Origin of the sequence: Pseudomonas sp. EA_65y_Pfl2_P78 (assembly GCF_963970495.1) — a bacterium.
Classification (GTDB): domain Bacteria; phylum Pseudomonadota; class Gammaproteobacteria; order Pseudomonadales; family Pseudomonadaceae; genus Aquipseudomonas; species Aquipseudomonas baetica_A.
Genome location: NZ_CAXAON010000002.1, coordinates 159901 through 177257, shown reverse-complemented (window position 1 = coordinate 177257; position 17357 = coordinate 159901). Strand labels below are relative to the sequence as shown.

The window sequence follows — 17357 nt, the reverse complement described above, 5'->3', positions numbered from 1 at the left end:
AGAGATAGACAACGCGGCGGGCAAAACGGCCCACCGATGTCTCAGGATATTTCACGACGGAAAGGCGGCAACGCATTGAGGATCGCCTTGCCGTAACGCTGGGTCACCAGTCGCCGATCCAGCAACGTGATGGTGCCGCGATCTTCTTCGGTGCGCAGCAGACGGCCGCAAGCCTGAACCAGCTTCAACGAAGCGTCGGGCACGGAGATTTCCATGAACGGATTGCCGCCCCGGGCCTCGATCCACTCGGACAATGCCGCTTCCACAGGATCGTCCGGCACCGAGAACGGGATCTTGGCGATCACGACGTGTTCGCAGTAAGCCCCGGGTAAATCGACACCTTCCGCAAAACTGGCCAGACCGAACAACACGCTGGAGTCACCGCCATCGACCCGCGCTTTGTGCTTGTTCAGGGTTTCCTGTTTCGACAGGTTGCCTTGAATGAACACTTGCTTGCGCCAGTCGCGGTCGAGGCCGTCGAACACGTCCTGCATCTGTTTGCGCGAGGAGAACAGCACCAGCGTACCGCGCGAACCTTCGACCAGGTCAGGCAAATCACGGATGATTGCGGCGGTATGGGCCGCGGCGTCGCGTGGGTCGGCTTTCAGATCTGGCACCCGCAGCACGCCAGCGTCGGCGTGATGGAACGGGCTCGGCACCACGGCGGTGATGGATTTTTTCGGCAGGCCCGCGCGCATGCGGAAGCGATCGAAAGTGCCAAGCGCGGTCAGGGTTGCGGAGGTCACCAGGCAACCATACGCCACGTTCCACAGGCTGCGGCGCAAGGTTTCCGCCGCCAGGATCGGGCTGGCGTTGACCTCGATATCGAACAGCGAACCGCTTTCAGCCAGTGTCAGCCAACGCGCCATTGGCGGGCTGTCTTCCGGATCTTCGGCGGTGAACGCCGTCCACAGTTCCCAATTGCCCGAGGCACGGGACAACAGGCTGCCGAACAGCGGATACCACTCTTCGGCCTGATTGCTGGCGATGCCTATGTTGACCTCGCCATCCATGCCTTCCTTGAGCAGATCGGTCAGGCGGGTGAACAGATCATTGAGACGCGAATAGCCCTTTTTCAGCTCGATGCCCATTTCGCGCATGTGCTCGGGAATCACCCCGCCGACGAAACGATGACGCGGGCGCTCACGGCCCTCGACATCTTCACCGGGTTTGAAATCGGCAATCTGCTCACAGGCGCTGAACATGAATTGCTGCTGGGCCTTGATCTCCCGCGCCAGCTCCGGCACCTGTTCGATCAACTTGCCGAGATCGCCCGGCAATGGATGCTGAGCCAGCAGTTTGGTGAGGTTCTTGGCGGTGGTTTCCAGCCAGTCGGCGGTAGAGCGCAGACGTGTGTAGTGAGCGAAATGGCCGATCGCCTTGTCGGGCAGATGATGGCCTTCGTCGAACACGTAAATGGTGTCGCGCGGATCAGGCAAAACAGCGCCGCCGCCCAATGCCAGGTCGGCCAGCACCATATCGTGGTTGGTGACAATCACATCGACCTTGCCCATGCCTTCGCGGGCCTTGTAAAAGGCGCACTGGCCGAAGTTCGGGCAATGACGGTTGGTGCACTGGCTGTGATCGGTGGTCAGGCGCGCCCAATCGGCGTCTTCAAGGGCATTGGGCCAACTGTCGCGGTCGCCGTCCCATTTATTGCCGGCGAGTTTCTCGATCATGCTGGTGAACAGCTTCTGACTGGCCTCATCGACCTCGATCTTGAAGCCTTCTTCTTCGAAAAGCTGGGCAGTGGCCGTCTGTGCGTGGCCTTCCTGCAACAGCATGTCGAGCTTGGACAGGCACATGTAGCGGCCACGCCCCTTGGCCAGCGCGAAGCTGAAGTTCAGCCCGCTGTTGCGCATCAGGTCGGGCAAATCCTTGTAGACGATCTGCTCTTGCAGGGCCACGGTCGCCGTGGCGATCACCAGACGCTTGCCGGCCAGTTTGGCCGTAGGGATCGCTGCCAGGCTGTAGGCCACGGTTTTGCCGGTACCGGTGCCGGCTTCCACCGCAACAATCGCGGGGTCGCCACTGCGCCGGCCTTCGTCGTCGGTGTCGATATCCCCGAGAACCTTGGCGATTTCAGCGATCATCAGGCGCTGGCCGTAACGCGGCTTGAGGCTCTTGGCTTCAAGAAAACGCGAGTAGGCGCCCTGGATCGTGGTTTTGAGTTCAGTGCTGATCATGGATTGTCGGGCGCAAAAAAACGCTGGATAAATTTTCAGTGGTTTCAGATGGCGGCTATCATACCCCGCTAATTAATCCCGCGCAGAACGGAGTGCCCCAATGACACCTTTTAGCCTCGTTTATCCGCTGCATGTCCTGTCCGCTCTGGTGTGGGTCGGCGGTATGTTTTTCGCCTGGATGATCTTGCGTCCTGCGGCAGTGAAGGCTCTGGACGGGCCAAATCGGCTGACGCTGTGGGTGGAAGTGTTTCAAGGTTTTTTTCGCTGGGTCTGGGTTGCCGTGATCGTGTTGCCGATCAGCGGCGTGGGCATGTTGCATCTTCAGCAGGTCGGGTTTGAGACCGCGCCGAAATATGTGCAGGTGATGATCGGGTTGTATGTGGTGATGACGGCGCTATTCATCCGGATTCAGGGCTTGATGCTGCCAGAGTTGCGTAAAGCGGTTGAGGCCAAGGACTGGCCGGCAGGTGCGGCGGTGCTGGGGCGAATTCGCCGGGTGGTGGGGATTAATCTGCTGGTCGGGCTGGTGCTGGTGGCCGTTGCGGCGGCACGACCGATGTTTTGATCGGTACCCTTCATTTGCGCTGGACACTGTTGTGGCGAGGCTGCTTGCCCCCTCGCCACAACACTGGCGTTGATCTTTAGAGGCGCTGAACAGTCACCGAGCCAGCGGCCCCAACCGGCCCAGCCTGGCCATCCGCCCCGGCCTTGCCACTCTTGCCGCCATCGGCGCGATACACCAGACAGCCCTTGGACTTGCCACCCTTGCCGGCCTTGCCGCCAACGCCCGCTGGCCCACCGGCACCGCCTGCAACGTTGATCTTGATCTGTTCGGCCGGGAATTCACGCGGCACTTGCAGACGCACCAACCCACCCGGTGCGCCCGGCTGACCGTCGCTGCCATCGCTACCGTCGGCACCGTGTCCGGCCTGACCCCAGGTGCAGCCCGGATCTTCACCGTTGCCACCGTCAAGACCGACAAAACCTGGCGTCCCGCGGCCGCCACGAGCGTCGACCACCAGTTGCGGCGCATCCAGTGCCTTGAATTGCAGATTCAGATTGCGCCCCGCACGCGCAGCTTTTTCGTAAGTTCCCGGCGCACCGCGCGCAGTAATCTGGCTGCCATCACTCAGTTCGGCTCGAACGACTTTCATGTCCAAAGCCTGTTCACCCGGGACGATAGCGATACGCGCATCATGACCGAGGCGCAATTCACCCACGCTGAGCTCAGTCACATTCGGTGGAATCAGCAACGTGCCGTAATCGGCCACTTCCAGCTTGTCCAACTGCAAGGTGTTGGCAGTGTTGGGCAGACGCATCAGGGAGTTGGCTTCGACGCTGACCACTTGGGCACAGGCCAAAGGGCTGATGAATGCAGCGAGCAGGCAGAGTTTACGCATGGGAAGAAGCCTCCGGAGCGGCCGGGGCCGGGATGGTTTGCAGGTGGAAGATGCCGAACAGCAGGATGCGGCCACGGTCACGCCAAGGGTGCGGGCGCCCTTTGAGGCTGCGGTTGCACAGCAGCACTTCAAGCACATGGATCAGCAACAGCAGACTGCCGGCCAGATTGACCAGCAGGTGCAACGGATGTATGAACGGCATGAGCTGATCGACCAGCACCACGCAGCAGAACAGCAGGGTCAATAACCGCCCCAGCCCCCAAAACACTTTCATACGCTCCCCTGTATTGCGAATTATTCTTTGCACGCACAGTAACGGCTTCTACGGGGGATAAGCCAGAGGGTTAAATGAAAAAAACTCGCTTGGCCGCCAAATCGCTGCCGGGTCGACGAAGATCGTCGCCCGACAGCTCTAGCTGGCGCACTTCAGCGCCATCCTAACGATTGATGTGCAACTCCACTCGACGGTTTTTCGCGCGGCCCTCGTCGGTGGCGTTATCGGCCACCGGCTCGCTCTCGCCGCGCCCCTCACTTGTGAGTTTGTTCGGGGCCAGGCCCTGACTCAGCAGGTACGCCGCCACACTGCTGGCGCGTCGTTCCGACAATGCCTGGTTGTAGGCATCCGAACCTTTGCTGTCGGTATGACCGATCACCTTGATGCTCACCACATCAGCATTGCGCAGTTTATCCATCAGCGTATCAAGCTGGGATTTGGCCGCCGGGGTCAGGTCGGACTTGTCGAAATCGAACAGTACATCGCCGGCATCGCTCAGGGTGATGACTTCAGTCTGAGGCGCAGGCTCCGGTACTTTTTCAGTCACCGGATATTGCGGCAGTGGGCAACCCCGGTGATCGACCGGCGTATTGGCCGGTGTATCAGGGCAACGGTCGCGGCGATCGAACACGCCATCGCCGTCTTCATCGCCATCCTGGGCATAACAGATCAATCCGCCGGTCAGGATCCCCAGCGCTGCGCCGCCACCGGCCCAGCCACCACTTTCGATGGCGCCTAGACCTCCACCGACCAGCCCGCCAATAAGGCTGCAGATCGGCCAGGTACGTTGATTGAGGGGGGCAGTGCCATCGCTGTGAGTAGCGCAACCGGTAAGCAAGCTGCCCAGCAGCAGTACCGGCAAGACGGACCTTGAGAAAACAGTCATTTTGAAAGCTCCTGTGTCACCGGCCCATACCGGTTACACAGGAGTAAAGACCCGCATCCGCGACTGCACAAGCCGAGGATGCGAGAGGTCTAGCGGACGATTTTGATTTCGGTACGGCGGTTTTGCGCGCGGCCGTCAGCGGTTTTGTTGTCGGCGACAGGTTGCATCTCACCCATACCGGACACCGAAACGAAGCTGGCACGCGGCACACCTTGCTGGATGAGGTATTCCACCACCGAGTGCGCACGACGGTCAGACAACTTCTGGTTGTAGGCATCGCTGCCCACGCTGTCGGTGTGACCGGTCACAGTCAGTTGCGCTGTAGAGGATTCCTGCTTCAGACGTGTGGCGACCTTGTCGAGCACTTGTTTATCAGAGCCCGTGAGCGTGGCTTTGTCGAACTGGAAGTGGACATCGCGAATGACGATGGTTTCTTCCTTGACCACTACAGCTTCTTCGACCATAGGCATCGGTGCAGGTGGAGGGCAGCCGTCAGCATCGACCTGTACGCCTTTAGGCGTGCCCGGGCACTTGTCGCGACTGTCCGGCACACCATCGCCGTCCTCATCGCCATCACCATGAACCCAGCAATAGGCCGCCGCCATGCCTCCGACGATCAGTGCACCACCACCTGCCCACGAGGAACTCTCGGTGGCACCAAGACCGGCACCGACGACGCCACCGACCGCCGCACAGGTCGGCCAGTCGGTTTTCTGCAAACCTGCACAACCAGTCAACACACTGGTTAACAGAATCAAGGGTAACGCTGTCCGAACTATGCTCATCTGGTTTTCTCCTGAGGGATCGGCTTAGAACCGATTCAGGGAGTAAAGACCGGAGTTTTAATCTCCGCCAGCAATAGGCCATGGCTGTTTGCGACCGAGTTCACAGGACTTTGGCGCATTGGCCGCAAACCGGCGGCACACCACGCTTTGCCGCCGCCGTCAGGCAGGCTAGTCTTGGCGGTCTGATTGAGGAGCCTCGATGAACGTCGCCATTTCTTCCCGCACGCCGCAACAGGCGTTGGCCGCTTTGCTGGATCGCTACGCTCCGGAGCGCTTGCTGCTGATCGGCGCCAGCGAGTTTCCGGCGCTGGCCGCTTTCAAACAAGCGCACCCGGACTGCTGCGTCGCCCACGCCGAACCCGGCACCTTGCCTGCCGAACTGGCGGCACAGCGCTTCGACCTGGCACTGGTGGTCGATTGCCTGGAACATTTGCCCAAGCGTGACGGCCTGAATCTTCTGGGCGGGATTCGCAACCTCAACGCCAGCCGCATCGCGGTAATGGCGGATCTGTCGGCCAGTGGCTGGCAGGAGACTGATTTTTACTCACTGGCACTGCAAGCCAGTGAGCGCTTTCAGCGTGACGATCAAGTGTTGACCCTGTTCACCTACGACCTGCTTGACTACAAACAAGTCCCCGACTGGCTGAATTCACGGTTCTGGGCCAATCCGGAAAACTTCGGGAAATACTGGTGGTAATGCAATGAGTACAGCTATTTGCCCTTGCGGCAGCGGCAATCTGCTGGATGCCTGCTGCGGTCACTATCACGCCGGCCTCCCGGCGCCGAGCGCCGAAGCCTTGATGCGCTCGCGTTACAGCGCCTATGTGCTGGGGCTGATCGACTATCTGGTGGCGACCACCCTGCCCGTCCAGCAATCGGGCCTTGATCGTCAGTCGATCAGCGCCTGGAGCGCACAAAGCACTTGGCTGGGCCTCGACGTCGAAAACTCGGAAGTCTTCGGCGGCCAGCCGGAACATGCCTTCGTCACCTTCACCGCACGCTGGCATGACAGCCAGGGCGAACACAGTCACCGCGAGCGCTCCTCGTTTGTACAGAACGCCGGGCGCTGGTACTTCATCGACCCGACTGTGCAATTGAAGCTGGGCCGTAATGACAGTTGCCCATGCGCCAGCGGGCAGAAGTTTAAAAAGTGCTGCGCGGGGTATTTCGGCGCGTAAATCCGCTGGCGACTAGACTGAGGCGAAAGGGAGTTTTACGCGATGCTCAGTCAACGGCGCACATTTCAGGCTTTATCTCTGATGCTGATCCTGAACCTGGGCGGTTGCGCCTCGTGGTTCAGTGATGTCAGCGTCGACCCCACCGTGCATCTGGTCAAAGTCGAAGTGGTGCGCGCCAGGTTACTTGAGCAGAAATTCATCCTGCACTTTCGCATCGACAACCCCAACAGCAGTGACTTGACCGTGCGCGGCCTGGAATACCGCATCCATTTGGCTGACATGCTGCTGACCGAGGGTGCGTATGAACGCTGGATCACTGTCGGGGCCAAACACAGCGCTTTCTACAAAGTGCCGATTCGCACCAACCTGTGGCCTCAGGTCAAAGAGGTGGTGAAAATGCTGAAAAGGCCGAACCAGCAGATTCCTTACCGACTGCAGGGCGACATGGAAACCGGTTTATTCATCGCCCACTACGTGCACCTTGAGCGCAATGGCGTGATAATCCCCGCCGATTTAATTCCGGAGCAACACCGATGACTCAGCAACCTCATGTCCATGGCCCTGACTGCAACCACGATCATGACCATCACCACGATCACGACCATGGCCATGTCCACGGCCCGAACTGCGGCCACGCCCACCAGGAACCGGTGCGCAATGCCCTGAAAGACGTCGGCCGCAACGACCCTTGCCCATGCGGCAACGGCAAGAAATTCAAGAAGTGCCACGGCGCCTGATGCCTCGGGCGCAGATCTTCTTTGCCTGAAAGTCGCCATCGCGAGCAGGCTCACGCCTACAGGTTAATCAACGTCAGTCGCCATTTTTGTTTGCATCGCGATCCTTGTGGGAGCGGGCTTGCCAGCTCCCACAGGTTTCTCAGGCGATAGCCAGAATCCGGCCTGAACTGACCACCGTCGCATACTCCCCATCCAGATTCCCCAGCGACATCGCGTGTACCTCCTGGGCTGAACGCGGCGTACCGAAATAATCGGCCTTGTCGAAGGTGAAACACGCATCCTCCGCGACCCACGCCTCGAACCCCAGATTGCCCGCCGTGCGCGTGGTGGATTCCACCGAGTTGTTGGTCGCCACGCCAACGATGATCACCTGTGCGATCCGCGCTTCACGCAACCGCGCCTCCAGCCCCGTGCCACAAAATGCATCCGGGACCTGTTTCTGAATCAGCCACTCGCCGTCCTGCGGCATAAACCTTGCCTGAAACTCCACTCCGGACTGCTCGGGCCAGAACACTGATTCCGGCGAGCGCGACAAGTGCTGCACATGAATCACCGGTCGCCCACTGCTACGCCAAATGCCCAGCAAATCAAGGATTCGCGCTTCAGCGTCAGGATTATTGCGCCGCCCCAAGCGCGGATGCAGGATGCCTTTTTGCTGGTCGATGATGATCAGTGCGGCGTTGGCCTGAAGCTCCATGGCGATTTCTCTCACGCGGTTCATTGAATAATGTGCACTTGAGCATCCCCCCCTTCCTCAAAGCAAGCGATCGAACGCACACGGGACGACCTGATGCCGGGGTTTACCGTCCGCCATAAATCTGGAAATAACCCCCGCCCCCGCTTGCGCGGCATCCTCCTGCTCACTAACGTAGCGCCTTTACTGACGCTACCCCCCGCAGGAGCTTTGCCATGGCCTCGCCAGCCCTTACACATTTTCTTCCCCGGTTCGGCGTTGCCGCAGCAGTGGCCAGTGTTTTGGGCCTGTCCGGTTGCCAGACCTGGAACGCTCAGGACAGCCTCCCACCCACCTCCGGCGTGCAACCGCTCAAGGGGCTGGCGCAGAACGTTTCGGTGCGGCGCAATGCCATGGGCATGCCGTTGATCGAAAGCAACAGCTTCCATGACGCGCTGTTCAGCCTCGGCTACGTGCATGCCAGCGATCGCATCAACCAAATGGTCACGCTGCGTCTGTTGGCTCAGGGCCGTCTGGCGGAAATGTCTGGCGCCTCGATGCTGGATGCCGACCGCTACATGCGCGCCGTCAACCTGAAGAAAAGTGCCGGCGAGTTGTATAAAGCCTCGTCGCCACGGCTCAAGCGTTTCTTCGAAGTCTATGCCCGGGGCGTCAACGCCTACCTGTTCCGCTACGCCGACAAATTGCCGGGGGATCTCGCCTCCAGCGGTTACAAGCCTGAATACTGGAAACCGGAAGATTCGGCGCTGATTTTTGCACTGCTGAACTTCAGCCAGTCGGCCAATCTGCCGCAAGAGATCTCGTCGCTGGTCCTGGCGCAAACCATGACCACCGACAAACTTGCCTGGCTGACCCCCTCCGCACCAGACGAGAACCTGCCGCTGGCTGAAGCCGACAAGCTCAAAGGGCTCAAGCTCAACGGGCAAATACCGGGCCTGAACGAACTGAGTAACACCAGCCAGCAGCTATCGGCACTGAACTTGCTCGGCGCCACCTCTTCGAACAACTGGGCAATGGCCCCGCAACGCAGCCGCAGCGGCAAAAGCCTGCTGGCCAGCGACAGCCATGGGCCGCTGGCCGCGCCGTCGTTGTGGACCTTTGTACAGATCCGCGCGCCGAAATATCAGGCCGCCGGCGTCACCGTCGCCGGTTTGCCGATGGTCCTCGGGGGCTTCAACGGCAAAGTGGCGTGGAGCCTGAGCAGCGTGCTCGGCGACAACCAGGACCTGTTTCTGGAAAAGATCCGCCGCCAGGGCAGCAGCCTGACCTACGAGGTCAACGGCAAATGGCAGCCGCTGGGCGTGCGCAACGAAACCTACTTCGTCAAAGGCCAGCGGCCGATTCGCGAAGCAGTGTACGAAACCCGTCACGGTGCCCTGCTCAATAGCGCTCAGGCGGCGGCACAAGGCAACGGTTTTGGCCTGGCCTTGCAGACGCCGAGTTTTACCGACGACAAATCCCTGGACGCGTTTTTTGACCTGAGCCGTGCGCAGAATGTTGAGCGCGCCTCGGACGCGAGCCGGGAAATCCGCGCGATCGCCCTGAATCTGGTGTTCGCCGACGCCAGTAACATCGGCTGGCAAGTCACCGGGCGTTTCCCCAACCGTCGTGAAGGCGAAGGCCTGCTGCCATCGCCGGGCTGGGAAGGCCGTTACGATTGGGACGGTTACGCCGACCCCATGCTACATCCCTATGATCAGGATCCGGCACAGGGCTGGCTCGGCACCGCCAACCAGCGTGTCATCCCCCACGGTTACGGCATGCAGTTGTCCAACTCCTGGGCCGCGCCGGAGCGTGGCGAACGCTTGGCCGAACTGGCCGGCAGCGGCAAACACGACAGTCGCAGCGTGATTGCCATGCAATACGACCAGACCACCACGTTCGCCGCCAAGCTGAAAAAGGTATTCGAAGCACCGGGCATGAAACAATCGCTGAAACAGGCCATCGACGCTTTGCCGCCGATTGAACGCGGCAAGGCCCGCGAAGCCTTTAGCCGGTTGATGGCGTTCGACGGCAAGCTCAGCCCGACGTCCGCCGACGCGGCGATCTACGAACTGTTCCTGCAAGAAAGCATGAAACAGATCTTCCTCGACGAACTCGGCCCCGAGTCCAGCCCGGCGTGGAAAGCGTTTATTGCCAATGGCAACTTATCCTACACAGCCCAGGCTGATCATCTGCTGGGACGCGAGGACAGTCCGTTCTGGGATGACATTCGCACGGCGCAGAAAGAGGATAAAGCGCTGATTCTCGCCCGCAGCCTGGCCGCAGCGATTACCGCCGGCGACAGTCTGTTGGGTGGCGATCACAAGGCCTGGCAGTGGGGCAAACTGCACAGCTACGCGTGGAAGAATGCCGATGGCCAGACCGTTCGTGGGCCGCTGGCGGCGGGCGGCGATCACACGACGTTGAACACGGCGGCGTTTAACTGGGGGCAGGACTTCAACACGACCCATGCGCCGTCGATGCGGTTTATCGTCGACTTCGGCCAGACCGAACCGCTGATGGGGCAAAACGGTACGGGCCAGTCGGGCAATCCGGTCAGCCCGAATTACCTCAACGGGATTGATGCATGGCTCAAGGGCCAGTACATCGGTTTGCCGATGCAACCGCAGAACTTTGAGCGGGTTTACGGCAAGACGCGCTTGACCCTTACGCCGGGTGAATAAAACGCCGTCCCTCTGTGGCGGGCTTGCTCGCGAAAGCGCTGTGTCATTACGAAATATCTCGACTGACACGACACCCTCGCGAACAAGCCCACATTGGCTTTGTCCCCACGCACTGAAAAATCCATAGAACTTCTGAGCACGCCCAAACCTCATAGCTAACAAGCCCTCCATTCTGGTAACGACATGGATCTTGTTATCGCCCGCCCTGAAGGTTTGTACTGCCCCGCCGGGGATTTTTACATCGACCCGTGGCGGCCGGTCGAACGCTCGGTGATCACCCATGCCCATGGCGATCACGCCCGCACCGGCAACCAGCATTACCTGGCCAGCAGCGCCAGCGAAGGCATCCTGCGCGCCCGCCTCGGCCAGGACATCCACTTGCAAACCCTGGCTTACGGTCAGCGCCTGACTCATCACGGCGTCACATTGAGCTTTCATCCGGCTGGCCACGTACTCGGCTCGGCTCAGATACGTCTGGAATACGGCGGCGAAGTCTGGATCGCGTCGGGCGATTACAAGATCGAGCCGGACGGCACCTGCCAGCCATTCGAACCGGTGCGCTGCCACACGTTCATCACCGAATCGACCTTCGGCCTGCCGATCTACCGCTGGCAGCCGCAGGCACAGGTGTTAAGCGAGATCAATCAATGGTGGTCGGCCAACATCGCCGCCGGCAAGGCCAGCGTGTTGTTTTGTTACTCATTCGGCAAAGCCCAACGGATTCTCCATGGCATCGATGAAACACTCGGCCCGATCCTCAGCCACGGCGCTGTGGAGCCGCTGAACCGGGTTTACCGCGACGCTGGCGTGTACCTGCCGCCGACGATCTATGCCGGTGACCTGAAAAAGAACGACCCGATCATGCGCCAGGCCTTGGTCATTGCTCCGCCCTCGGCCGGTGGCAGCAGTTGGATGCGGCGTTTCGGTGAATTCAGCGACGGTTTCGCCAGCGGCTGGATGCGTCTGCGCGGCCCCCGCCGACGGCGCGGGGTCGATCGCGGTTTCGTGCTGTCCGATCACGCCGATTGGCCCGGCCTGCTCTGGGCGATCAATCAGACCGGCGCCGAACGGGTGATGGTTACCCACGGCTCGATAGGCGTCCTGGTGCGCCATCTGCGTGAACAAGGTCTGGATGCTCAAGGCTTCAACACCGAATACGGCGATGACGAAGACGAAAACATCACCGTCGAACCGACCATTGCCGAGACGTCTGCATGAAAGCCTTCGCCGAGTTGTACGCCGAGCTCGACGCGACCACGTCGAGCAACGCCAAACTGGCGGCAATGCAAGCCTACTTCGCCCAGGCAGCACCGCAAGATGCGGCGTGGGCGGTGTACTTCCTCTGCGGCGGACGCCCTCGGCAACTGGTCCCGGTGCGCATCCTGCGTGAACGTGCGGTCGGGGTGTCCGGCCTGGAACCCTGGCTGTTCGAGGAAAGCTATCAATCGGTAGGCGATCTGGCGGAAACCATTTCGCTGGTGCTTCCGGAAAATCCGCACAACTCCGATGCCGGCCTCGCGCAATGGATCGAGGACAAATTGCTGCCGCTGCGCGGTGAAACCCCGGACTACCTGTCCAAGCAACTGCCGGCGCTGTGGGCGCAACTGGATCGACCGAGCCTGATGTTGTGCATCAAGTTGATCACCGGCAGTTTGCGCGTCGGCGTGTCGAAATTATTGGTGACACGGGCGTTGGCCTCAATGGCCGGCCTGGACAGCAAGCGCATAGCGCAACGCCTGGTCGGTTACACCGATCAGTCCAACCGACCGAACGCCGCCAGCTATCTGAAATTGATCGCGCCAGAATCTGCCGATGAACATGCCCAGCGCGGCGGTCAGCCGTACCCGTTTTTTCTTGCTCATGCTTTGTCGCAACCGGTTGAAGCGTTTGAAGGGCTGATCGGGCCTGCCAGTCATTGGCAAGTGGAATGGAAGTGGGACGGCATTCGTGCGCAAGTGATCAAGCGTGACAGCCGCTTGTGGGTCTGGTCGCGGGGCGAAGAGTTGGTGACTGAGCGCTTCCCCGAACTTGATGCGCTGGTACACGGCCTGCCCGATGGCACAGTGATCGATGGCGAAATCGTGGTGTGGAAAAGCACCCATCCGAGCACTGAAGACGCCTTCGATCCGCAATCGCCAGAGCCGCCAGCGGTGCAACCGTTCGCCCTGCTGCAACAGCGGATCGGCCGCAAAAACCTTGACCGGAAAATTCTCCAGGAGGTGCCGGTGGTGGTGCTTGCCTACGACCTGCTGGAATGGCAGGGCGAAGACTGGCGCAACCAGCCGCAAGCCAAGCGCCGCGCCCAATTGGAAGAGGTCATTGCGCGCTGCAACAGCCCGGTGTTGCTCGCCTCGCCGGTGTTGACCGGCACCGATTGGTCTGACCTCGCCCGCCAGCGCGAAGCCTCTCGCCGATTAGGTGTCGAGGGCATGATGCTCAAGGCACGCGACGGCTTGTATGGCATCGGCCGCACCAAGGACATGGGCGTTTGGTGGAAATGGAAGGTCGATCCGTTCAGTGTCGATGCGGTGTTGATCTACGCACAGCGCGGTCACGGGCGGCGCGCCAGCCTCTACAGCGATTACACCTTTGCCGTGTGGGACGGGCCGCCGGAGTCGAGTCAACGTACATTGGTACCGTTCGCCAAGGCCTATTCCGGGCTGACCGACGCAGAAATGCGCGAAGTCGACAGCATCGTACGCAAGACCACCGTGGAAAAATTCGGCCCGGTCAGCAGCGTCAAGCCGAGCCTGGTATTTGAACTGGGTTTCGAAGGGATCGCCCTGTCGCGACGGCATAAAAGCGGGATTGCGGTGCGGTTCCCAAGGATGCTGCGCTGGCGCCAGGACAAAACCGTAGAAGAAGCGGACAGTCTGGCAACACTGCAAGATCTGCTGGCCTGACTGGATCAGTACCACGCCGCGCGTCGACGCCATTTGAACTGATTTGGTGCAAGGTATTTACGGTGCCCGTTTCTGTGCACCAATCACTCTCTCCTCTCCCTTCCCCAACCTTTTAAAACACTTGTTCGGGACTGTGGTTCGGAAATTGCTACTTTTAATGGGTCGTACGCGTTCCAGTAACAATAATTCTGCGCCACAAGCGCTCATATTGGTTCTTAGGGATTGAATAATGAAAAAAGCATTGCTGACCCTTTCTGCACTGGCGTTGTGCATGGCCGCCGGCTCCGCGCTGGCCAAGGAATACAAAGAGTTGCGCTTTGGCGTTGACCCTTCGTACGCACCGTTTGAGTCGAAAGCGGCCGACGGCAGCCTGGTGGGCTTCGACATCGACCTGGGCAACGCGATCTGCGCCGAACTGAAGGTCAAGTGCAAGTGGGTCGAAAGTGACTTCGACGGCATGATTCCGGGCCTCAAGGCCAATAAATTCGACGGTGTGATCTCGTCGATGACCGTGACCCCGGCCCGTGAAAAAGTCATCGACTTCTCCAGCGAACTGTTCTCCGGTCCGACCGCTTATGTGTTCAAGAAAGGTTCTGGCGTCACAGCAGACGTGGCGTCCCTGAAGGGCAAAACCGTGGGCTACGAGCAAGGCACCATTCAGGAAGCCTATGCCAAAGCCGTTCTGGACAAGGCAGGCGTGAAAACCCAGGCCTATCAAAACCAGGATCAGGTGTATTCCGACCTGACGTCCGGCCGTCTCGACGCTGGCATCCAGGACATGCTGCAAGCCGAACTGGGCTTTTTGAAGTCGCCACAGGGCGCCGATTATGACGTCAGCAAGCCAGTGGACAGCGAATTGCTGCCAGCCAAAACTGCTGTCGGTATTAAGAAAGGTAACACTGCGCTGAAGGCACTTTTGGATAAAGGTATCAAAGCGTTACACGATGATGGCACCTACGCCACCATCCAGAAGAAACACTTTGGCGATCTGAATCTGTACAGCGGCAAATAACACCCCGGCGCCCATCACTCGATGGGCGCCTTTTCCACCCGCTCAGGTTGCTGATTTATGTTTGAAACCCTCTTACAAAATCTGGGGCTCTCTGCCTTCAGCCTCAAGGGCTTCGGTCCTTTGCTGATGGAAGGCACCTGGATGACCATCAAATTATCGGCGATGTCGCTGCTGGTGGCCGTGCTGCTCGGTCTGATCGGCGCCAGTGCCAAGCTGTCAAAAGTCAAACTGGTGCGCCTGCCCGCCCAGCTCTACACCACGCTCATTCGCGGGGTGCCCGACCTGGTGCTGATGCTGCTGATTTTCTACAGCCTGCAAACCTGGTTGACCCTGCTCACCGACTACCTGGAATGGGATTACATCGAGATTGACCCGTTCAGCGCCGGGGTCCTGACCCTGGGCTTCATTTATGGCGCGTATTTCACTGAGACCTTCCGTGGCGCAATCCTCGCGGTGCCACGCGGCCAGGTTGAAGCGGCCACCGCCTATGGCCTCAAACGCGGCCAGCGTTTTCGCCTGGTGGTGTTCCCGCAGATGATGCGCTTCGCCCTGCCCGGCATCGGCAACAACTGGATGGTGATGCTCAAGGCCACCGCGCTGGTGTCGATCATCGGCTTGGCCGATTTGGTCAAAGCCGCGCAGGACGCCGGCAAAAGCACCTATCAACTGTTCTACTTTCTGGTACTCGCCGCGTTGATCTATCTGCTGATCACCAGCGCCTCGAACATCATCCTGCGCAGGCTCGAACGCCGTTATGCCGCCGGCTCCCGGGAGGCCGTACGATGATCGAACTTCTACAGCAATACTGGAAACCCTTCCTTTATACCGACGGCAACAACATCACCGGGCTGGCGATGACGATGTGGCTGCTCAGCGCCTCGATCTTCATCGGATTCTTCGCATCCATTCCGCTGTCGATCGCTCGGGTCTCCACGCACTTCTACATCCGCTGGCCCGTGCAGTTCTACACCTACCTGTTCCGGGGTACGCCGCTGTATATCCAGTTGCTGATTTGCTACACCGGCATCTACAGCCTGGCCGCCGTGCGCGCGCAGCCGATTCTCGACAGCTTCTTTCGCGATGCGATGAACTGCACCATTCTGGCCTTTGCCCTGAACACTTGCGCCTACACCACGGAGATTTTCGCCGGGGCGATTCGCAGCATGAACCACGGCGAAGTCGAAGCGGCCAAAGCTTACGGGCTGACAGGGTGGAAGCTGTATGCCTACGTGATCATGCCCTCGGCGCTACGCCGCTCGTTGCCTTATTACAGCAACGAAGTGATCCTGATGCTGCACTCGACCACCGTGGCCTTCACCGCGACCGTCCCTGACATTTTGAAAGTGGCCCGGGACGCCAACTCGGCGACCTTCCTGACGTTTCAGTCGTTCGGCATCGCCGCGCTGATCTACCTGACCATTACTTTCGCGCTGGTCGGCCTGTTCCGCCTCGCCGAACGCCGATGGCTGGCCTTCCTCGGGCCGACCCACTAGGACTTAGCTCAAATGCGCCACCAGATACATGACTTGCTGGCCCCGCTGCCGGGGACCGCACGACAGATTCACAGTTTTCACTTCGGCCCGGAGCAGGCCAAAGGCAAGGTCTACATCCAGTCTTCGCTGCACGCCGACGAACTGCCCGGGATGCTCGTGGCCTGGCACCTCAAGCAGCGCCTGAAGGAGCTCGAAGCCGCCGGGCGCCTGCGCAGCGAAATCGTGCTGGTGCCGGTGGCCAACCCGGTTGGCCTCGAACAAGTGCTGATGGACGTGCCGCTGGGCCGCTACGAGCTGGAGAGCGGGCAGAACTTCAACCGCTGGTTCGTCGACCTGAGCGAAGAAATCGGCAACGACATCGAGGGCAGACTGAGCGACGACCCGCAGCGCAACCTCGAGCTGATCCGCGCCAGCCTGCGCAGCGCCCTCGCCCGCCAGACCGCCAGTACGCAACTGCAATCCCAACGCCTGATCCTGCAACGGCTGGCTTGCGATGCGGACATGGTGCTCGACCTGCATTGCGACTTCGAATCGGTGGTTCACCTCTACACCACGCCCGAAGCGTGGCCGCAGGTCGAGCCTCTGGCGCGTTACATCGAATCCCAGGCCAGTCTGTTGGCCACCGATTCCGGCGGTCAGTCGTTCGATGAATGCTTCACCCTGCTCTGGTGGCAACTCAAAGAACGTTTCGGCGAACACTTCAAGATTCCGCTGGGCAGTTTCTCGGTGACCGTGGAGTTGCGCGGCCAGGGTGATGTCAATCACCCGATGGCCAGCCGCGACTGCCAGGCGCTGCTCGATTATCTGGTGCAGTTCGATGCGATCGTTGGCGAAACCAAGCCGCAGCCGCCACTGCCGTTCCCCGCCACGCCGCTGGCCGGGGTGGAACCGGTGATCACGCCAGTCGGCGGCCTGTTGGTGTATTGCGCCACTGCGGGGCAATACCTGGAGGCTGGTCAGCAGATCGCCGAAATCATTGACCCGATCAACGACCGGGTCACGCCCATTCATTGCACCATTGCCGGTTTGATGTACGCCCGCTCATTGCGGCGCATGGCCACGGCCGGCATGGTGATCGCCCACGTCGCGGGCGCTGAAGCCTATCGCAGCGGCTACCTACTTTCGCCTTGAGGATGTCTGTCC

The 17357-nt window shown here is 60.2% G+C and carries 18 protein-coding genes; 12 read left to right on the top strand and 6 right to left on the bottom strand.

The window, feature by feature from the left end; genetic code table 11:
• Nucleotides 1–41: 41 nt before the first annotated feature.
• Entirely contained in the window at nt 42–2186 is a 2145-nt protein-coding gene (gene dinG / locus AACY02_RS02680; RefSeq protein ID WP_339430632.1) for an ATP-dependent DNA helicase DinG, read from the bottom strand.
• A gap of 100 nt (nt 2187–2286) precedes the next feature.
• Between dinG and AACY02_RS02675 the strand changes: the two genes are divergently transcribed.
• Nucleotides 2287–2751 carry a CopD family protein gene (locus AACY02_RS02675; RefSeq protein ID WP_221731444.1) on the top strand — a complete coding sequence of 155 codons (465 nt, stop codon included), beginning with the start codon at nt 2287–2289 and terminating at the stop codon, nt 2749–2751.
• Between the two features lie 76 nt (nt 2752–2827).
• Here the strand turns inward: AACY02_RS02675 and AACY02_RS02670 are convergent, their stop codons facing one another.
• The 4 genes from AACY02_RS02670 to AACY02_RS02655 form a co-directional block, all read right to left on the bottom strand.
• Complete coding sequence (locus tag AACY02_RS02670) at nt 2828–3586, bottom strand: collagen-like protein (protein ID WP_339430631.1); 759 nt, start codon at nt 3584–3586, stop codon at nt 2828–2830.
• Complete coding sequence (locus AACY02_RS02665) at nt 3579–3860, bottom strand: DUF1145 domain-containing protein (protein WP_339430630.1); 282 nt, start codon at nt 3858–3860, stop codon at nt 3579–3581. Before AACY02_RS02665 ends, AACY02_RS02670 begins: the two co-directional genes overlap by 8 nt.
• A 163-nt stretch (nt 3861–4023) precedes the next feature.
• On the bottom strand, nt 4024–4746 hold the full coding sequence (locus AACY02_RS02660) for an OmpA family protein (protein WP_339430629.1): 723 nt from the start codon (nt 4744–4746) through the stop codon (nt 4024–4026).
• Nucleotides 4747–4835: 89 nt separating this feature from the next.
• Entirely contained in the window at nt 4836–5531 is a 696-nt protein-coding gene (locus AACY02_RS02655) for an OmpA family protein (RefSeq protein WP_221731448.1), read from the bottom strand.
• A 199-nt stretch (nt 5532–5730) separates the two neighbouring features.
• Here AACY02_RS02655 and AACY02_RS02650 point away from each other — a divergent pair, with 199 nt between their 5' ends.
• Genes AACY02_RS02650 through AACY02_RS02635 form a run of 4 tightly spaced genes read left to right on the top strand, consistent with a single transcriptional unit; the run spans nt 5731 to nt 7446 of the window.
• Nucleotides 5731–6228 (top strand): DUF6231 family protein, encoded by a 498-nt coding sequence (locus tag AACY02_RS02650; RefSeq protein ID WP_339430628.1) that lies wholly within the window; start codon nt 5731–5733, stop codon nt 6226–6228.
• A 4-nt stretch (nt 6229–6232) separates the two neighbouring features.
• Nucleotides 6233–6709 (top strand): YchJ family protein, encoded by a 477-nt coding sequence (locus tag AACY02_RS02645; RefSeq protein ID WP_339430627.1) that lies wholly within the window; start codon nt 6233–6235, stop codon nt 6707–6709.
• 42 nt (nt 6710–6751) lie between these two features.
• On the top strand, nt 6752–7246 hold the full coding sequence (locus tag AACY02_RS02640; RefSeq protein ID WP_339430626.1) for an LEA type 2 family protein: 495 nt from the start codon (nt 6752–6754) through the stop codon (nt 7244–7246).
• On the top strand, nt 7243–7446 hold the full coding sequence (locus AACY02_RS02635) for an SEC-C metal-binding domain-containing protein (protein WP_003198420.1): 204 nt from the start codon (nt 7243–7245) through the stop codon (nt 7444–7446). The genes AACY02_RS02640 and AACY02_RS02635 overlap by 4 nt, the downstream gene beginning before the upstream one ends.
• A 139-nt stretch (nt 7447–7585) precedes the next feature.
• Here AACY02_RS02635 and AACY02_RS02630 read toward each other — a convergent pair whose 3' ends face one another.
• Nucleotides 7586–8143 (bottom strand): cysteine hydrolase family protein, encoded by a 558-nt coding sequence (locus tag AACY02_RS02630; protein WP_339430766.1) that lies wholly within the window; start codon nt 8141–8143, stop codon nt 7586–7588.
• Between the two features lie 212 nt (nt 8144–8355).
• On the opposite strand from AACY02_RS02630, the gene AACY02_RS02625 reads away from it, so the two are divergent.
• From AACY02_RS02625 to AACY02_RS02595, 7 genes are all read left to right on the top strand, one after another.
• Nucleotides 8356–10806 carry a penicillin acylase family protein gene (locus AACY02_RS02625; protein ID WP_339430625.1) on the top strand — a complete coding sequence of 817 codons (2451 nt, stop codon included), beginning with the start codon at nt 8356–8358 and terminating at the stop codon, nt 10804–10806.
• 183 nt (nt 10807–10989) lie between these two features.
• Nucleotides 10990–12024: a ligase-associated DNA damage response exonuclease gene (locus AACY02_RS02620; protein ID WP_339430624.1), complete on the top strand. Its 1035-nt coding sequence runs from the start codon at nt 10990–10992 to the stop codon at nt 12022–12024.
• Nucleotides 12021–13709, top strand: coding sequence for an ATP-dependent DNA ligase (locus AACY02_RS02615; RefSeq protein ID WP_339430623.1), 1689 nt, complete (start codon nt 12021–12023; stop codon nt 13707–13709). Before AACY02_RS02620 ends, AACY02_RS02615 begins: the two co-directional genes overlap by 4 nt.
• Before the next feature lie 229 nt (nt 13710–13938).
• Nucleotides 13939–14721: a transporter substrate-binding domain-containing protein gene (locus AACY02_RS02610; RefSeq protein WP_221731456.1), complete on the top strand. Its 783-nt coding sequence runs from the start codon at nt 13939–13941 to the stop codon at nt 14719–14721.
• Between the two features lie 57 nt (nt 14722–14778).
• Complete coding sequence (locus AACY02_RS02605; RefSeq protein WP_339430622.1) at nt 14779–15507, top strand: ABC transporter permease; 729 nt, start codon at nt 14779–14781, stop codon at nt 15505–15507.
• On the top strand, nt 15504–16214 hold the full coding sequence (locus AACY02_RS02600; protein WP_221731458.1) for an ABC transporter permease: 711 nt from the start codon (nt 15504–15506) through the stop codon (nt 16212–16214). Before AACY02_RS02605 ends, AACY02_RS02600 begins: the two co-directional genes overlap by 4 nt.
• Before the next feature lie 12 nt (nt 16215–16226).
• On the top strand, nt 16227–17345 hold the full coding sequence (locus tag AACY02_RS02595) for a succinylglutamate desuccinylase/aspartoacylase family protein (protein WP_339430621.1): 1119 nt from the start codon (nt 16227–16229) through the stop codon (nt 17343–17345).
• Nucleotides 17346–17357 lie beyond the last annotated feature (12 nt).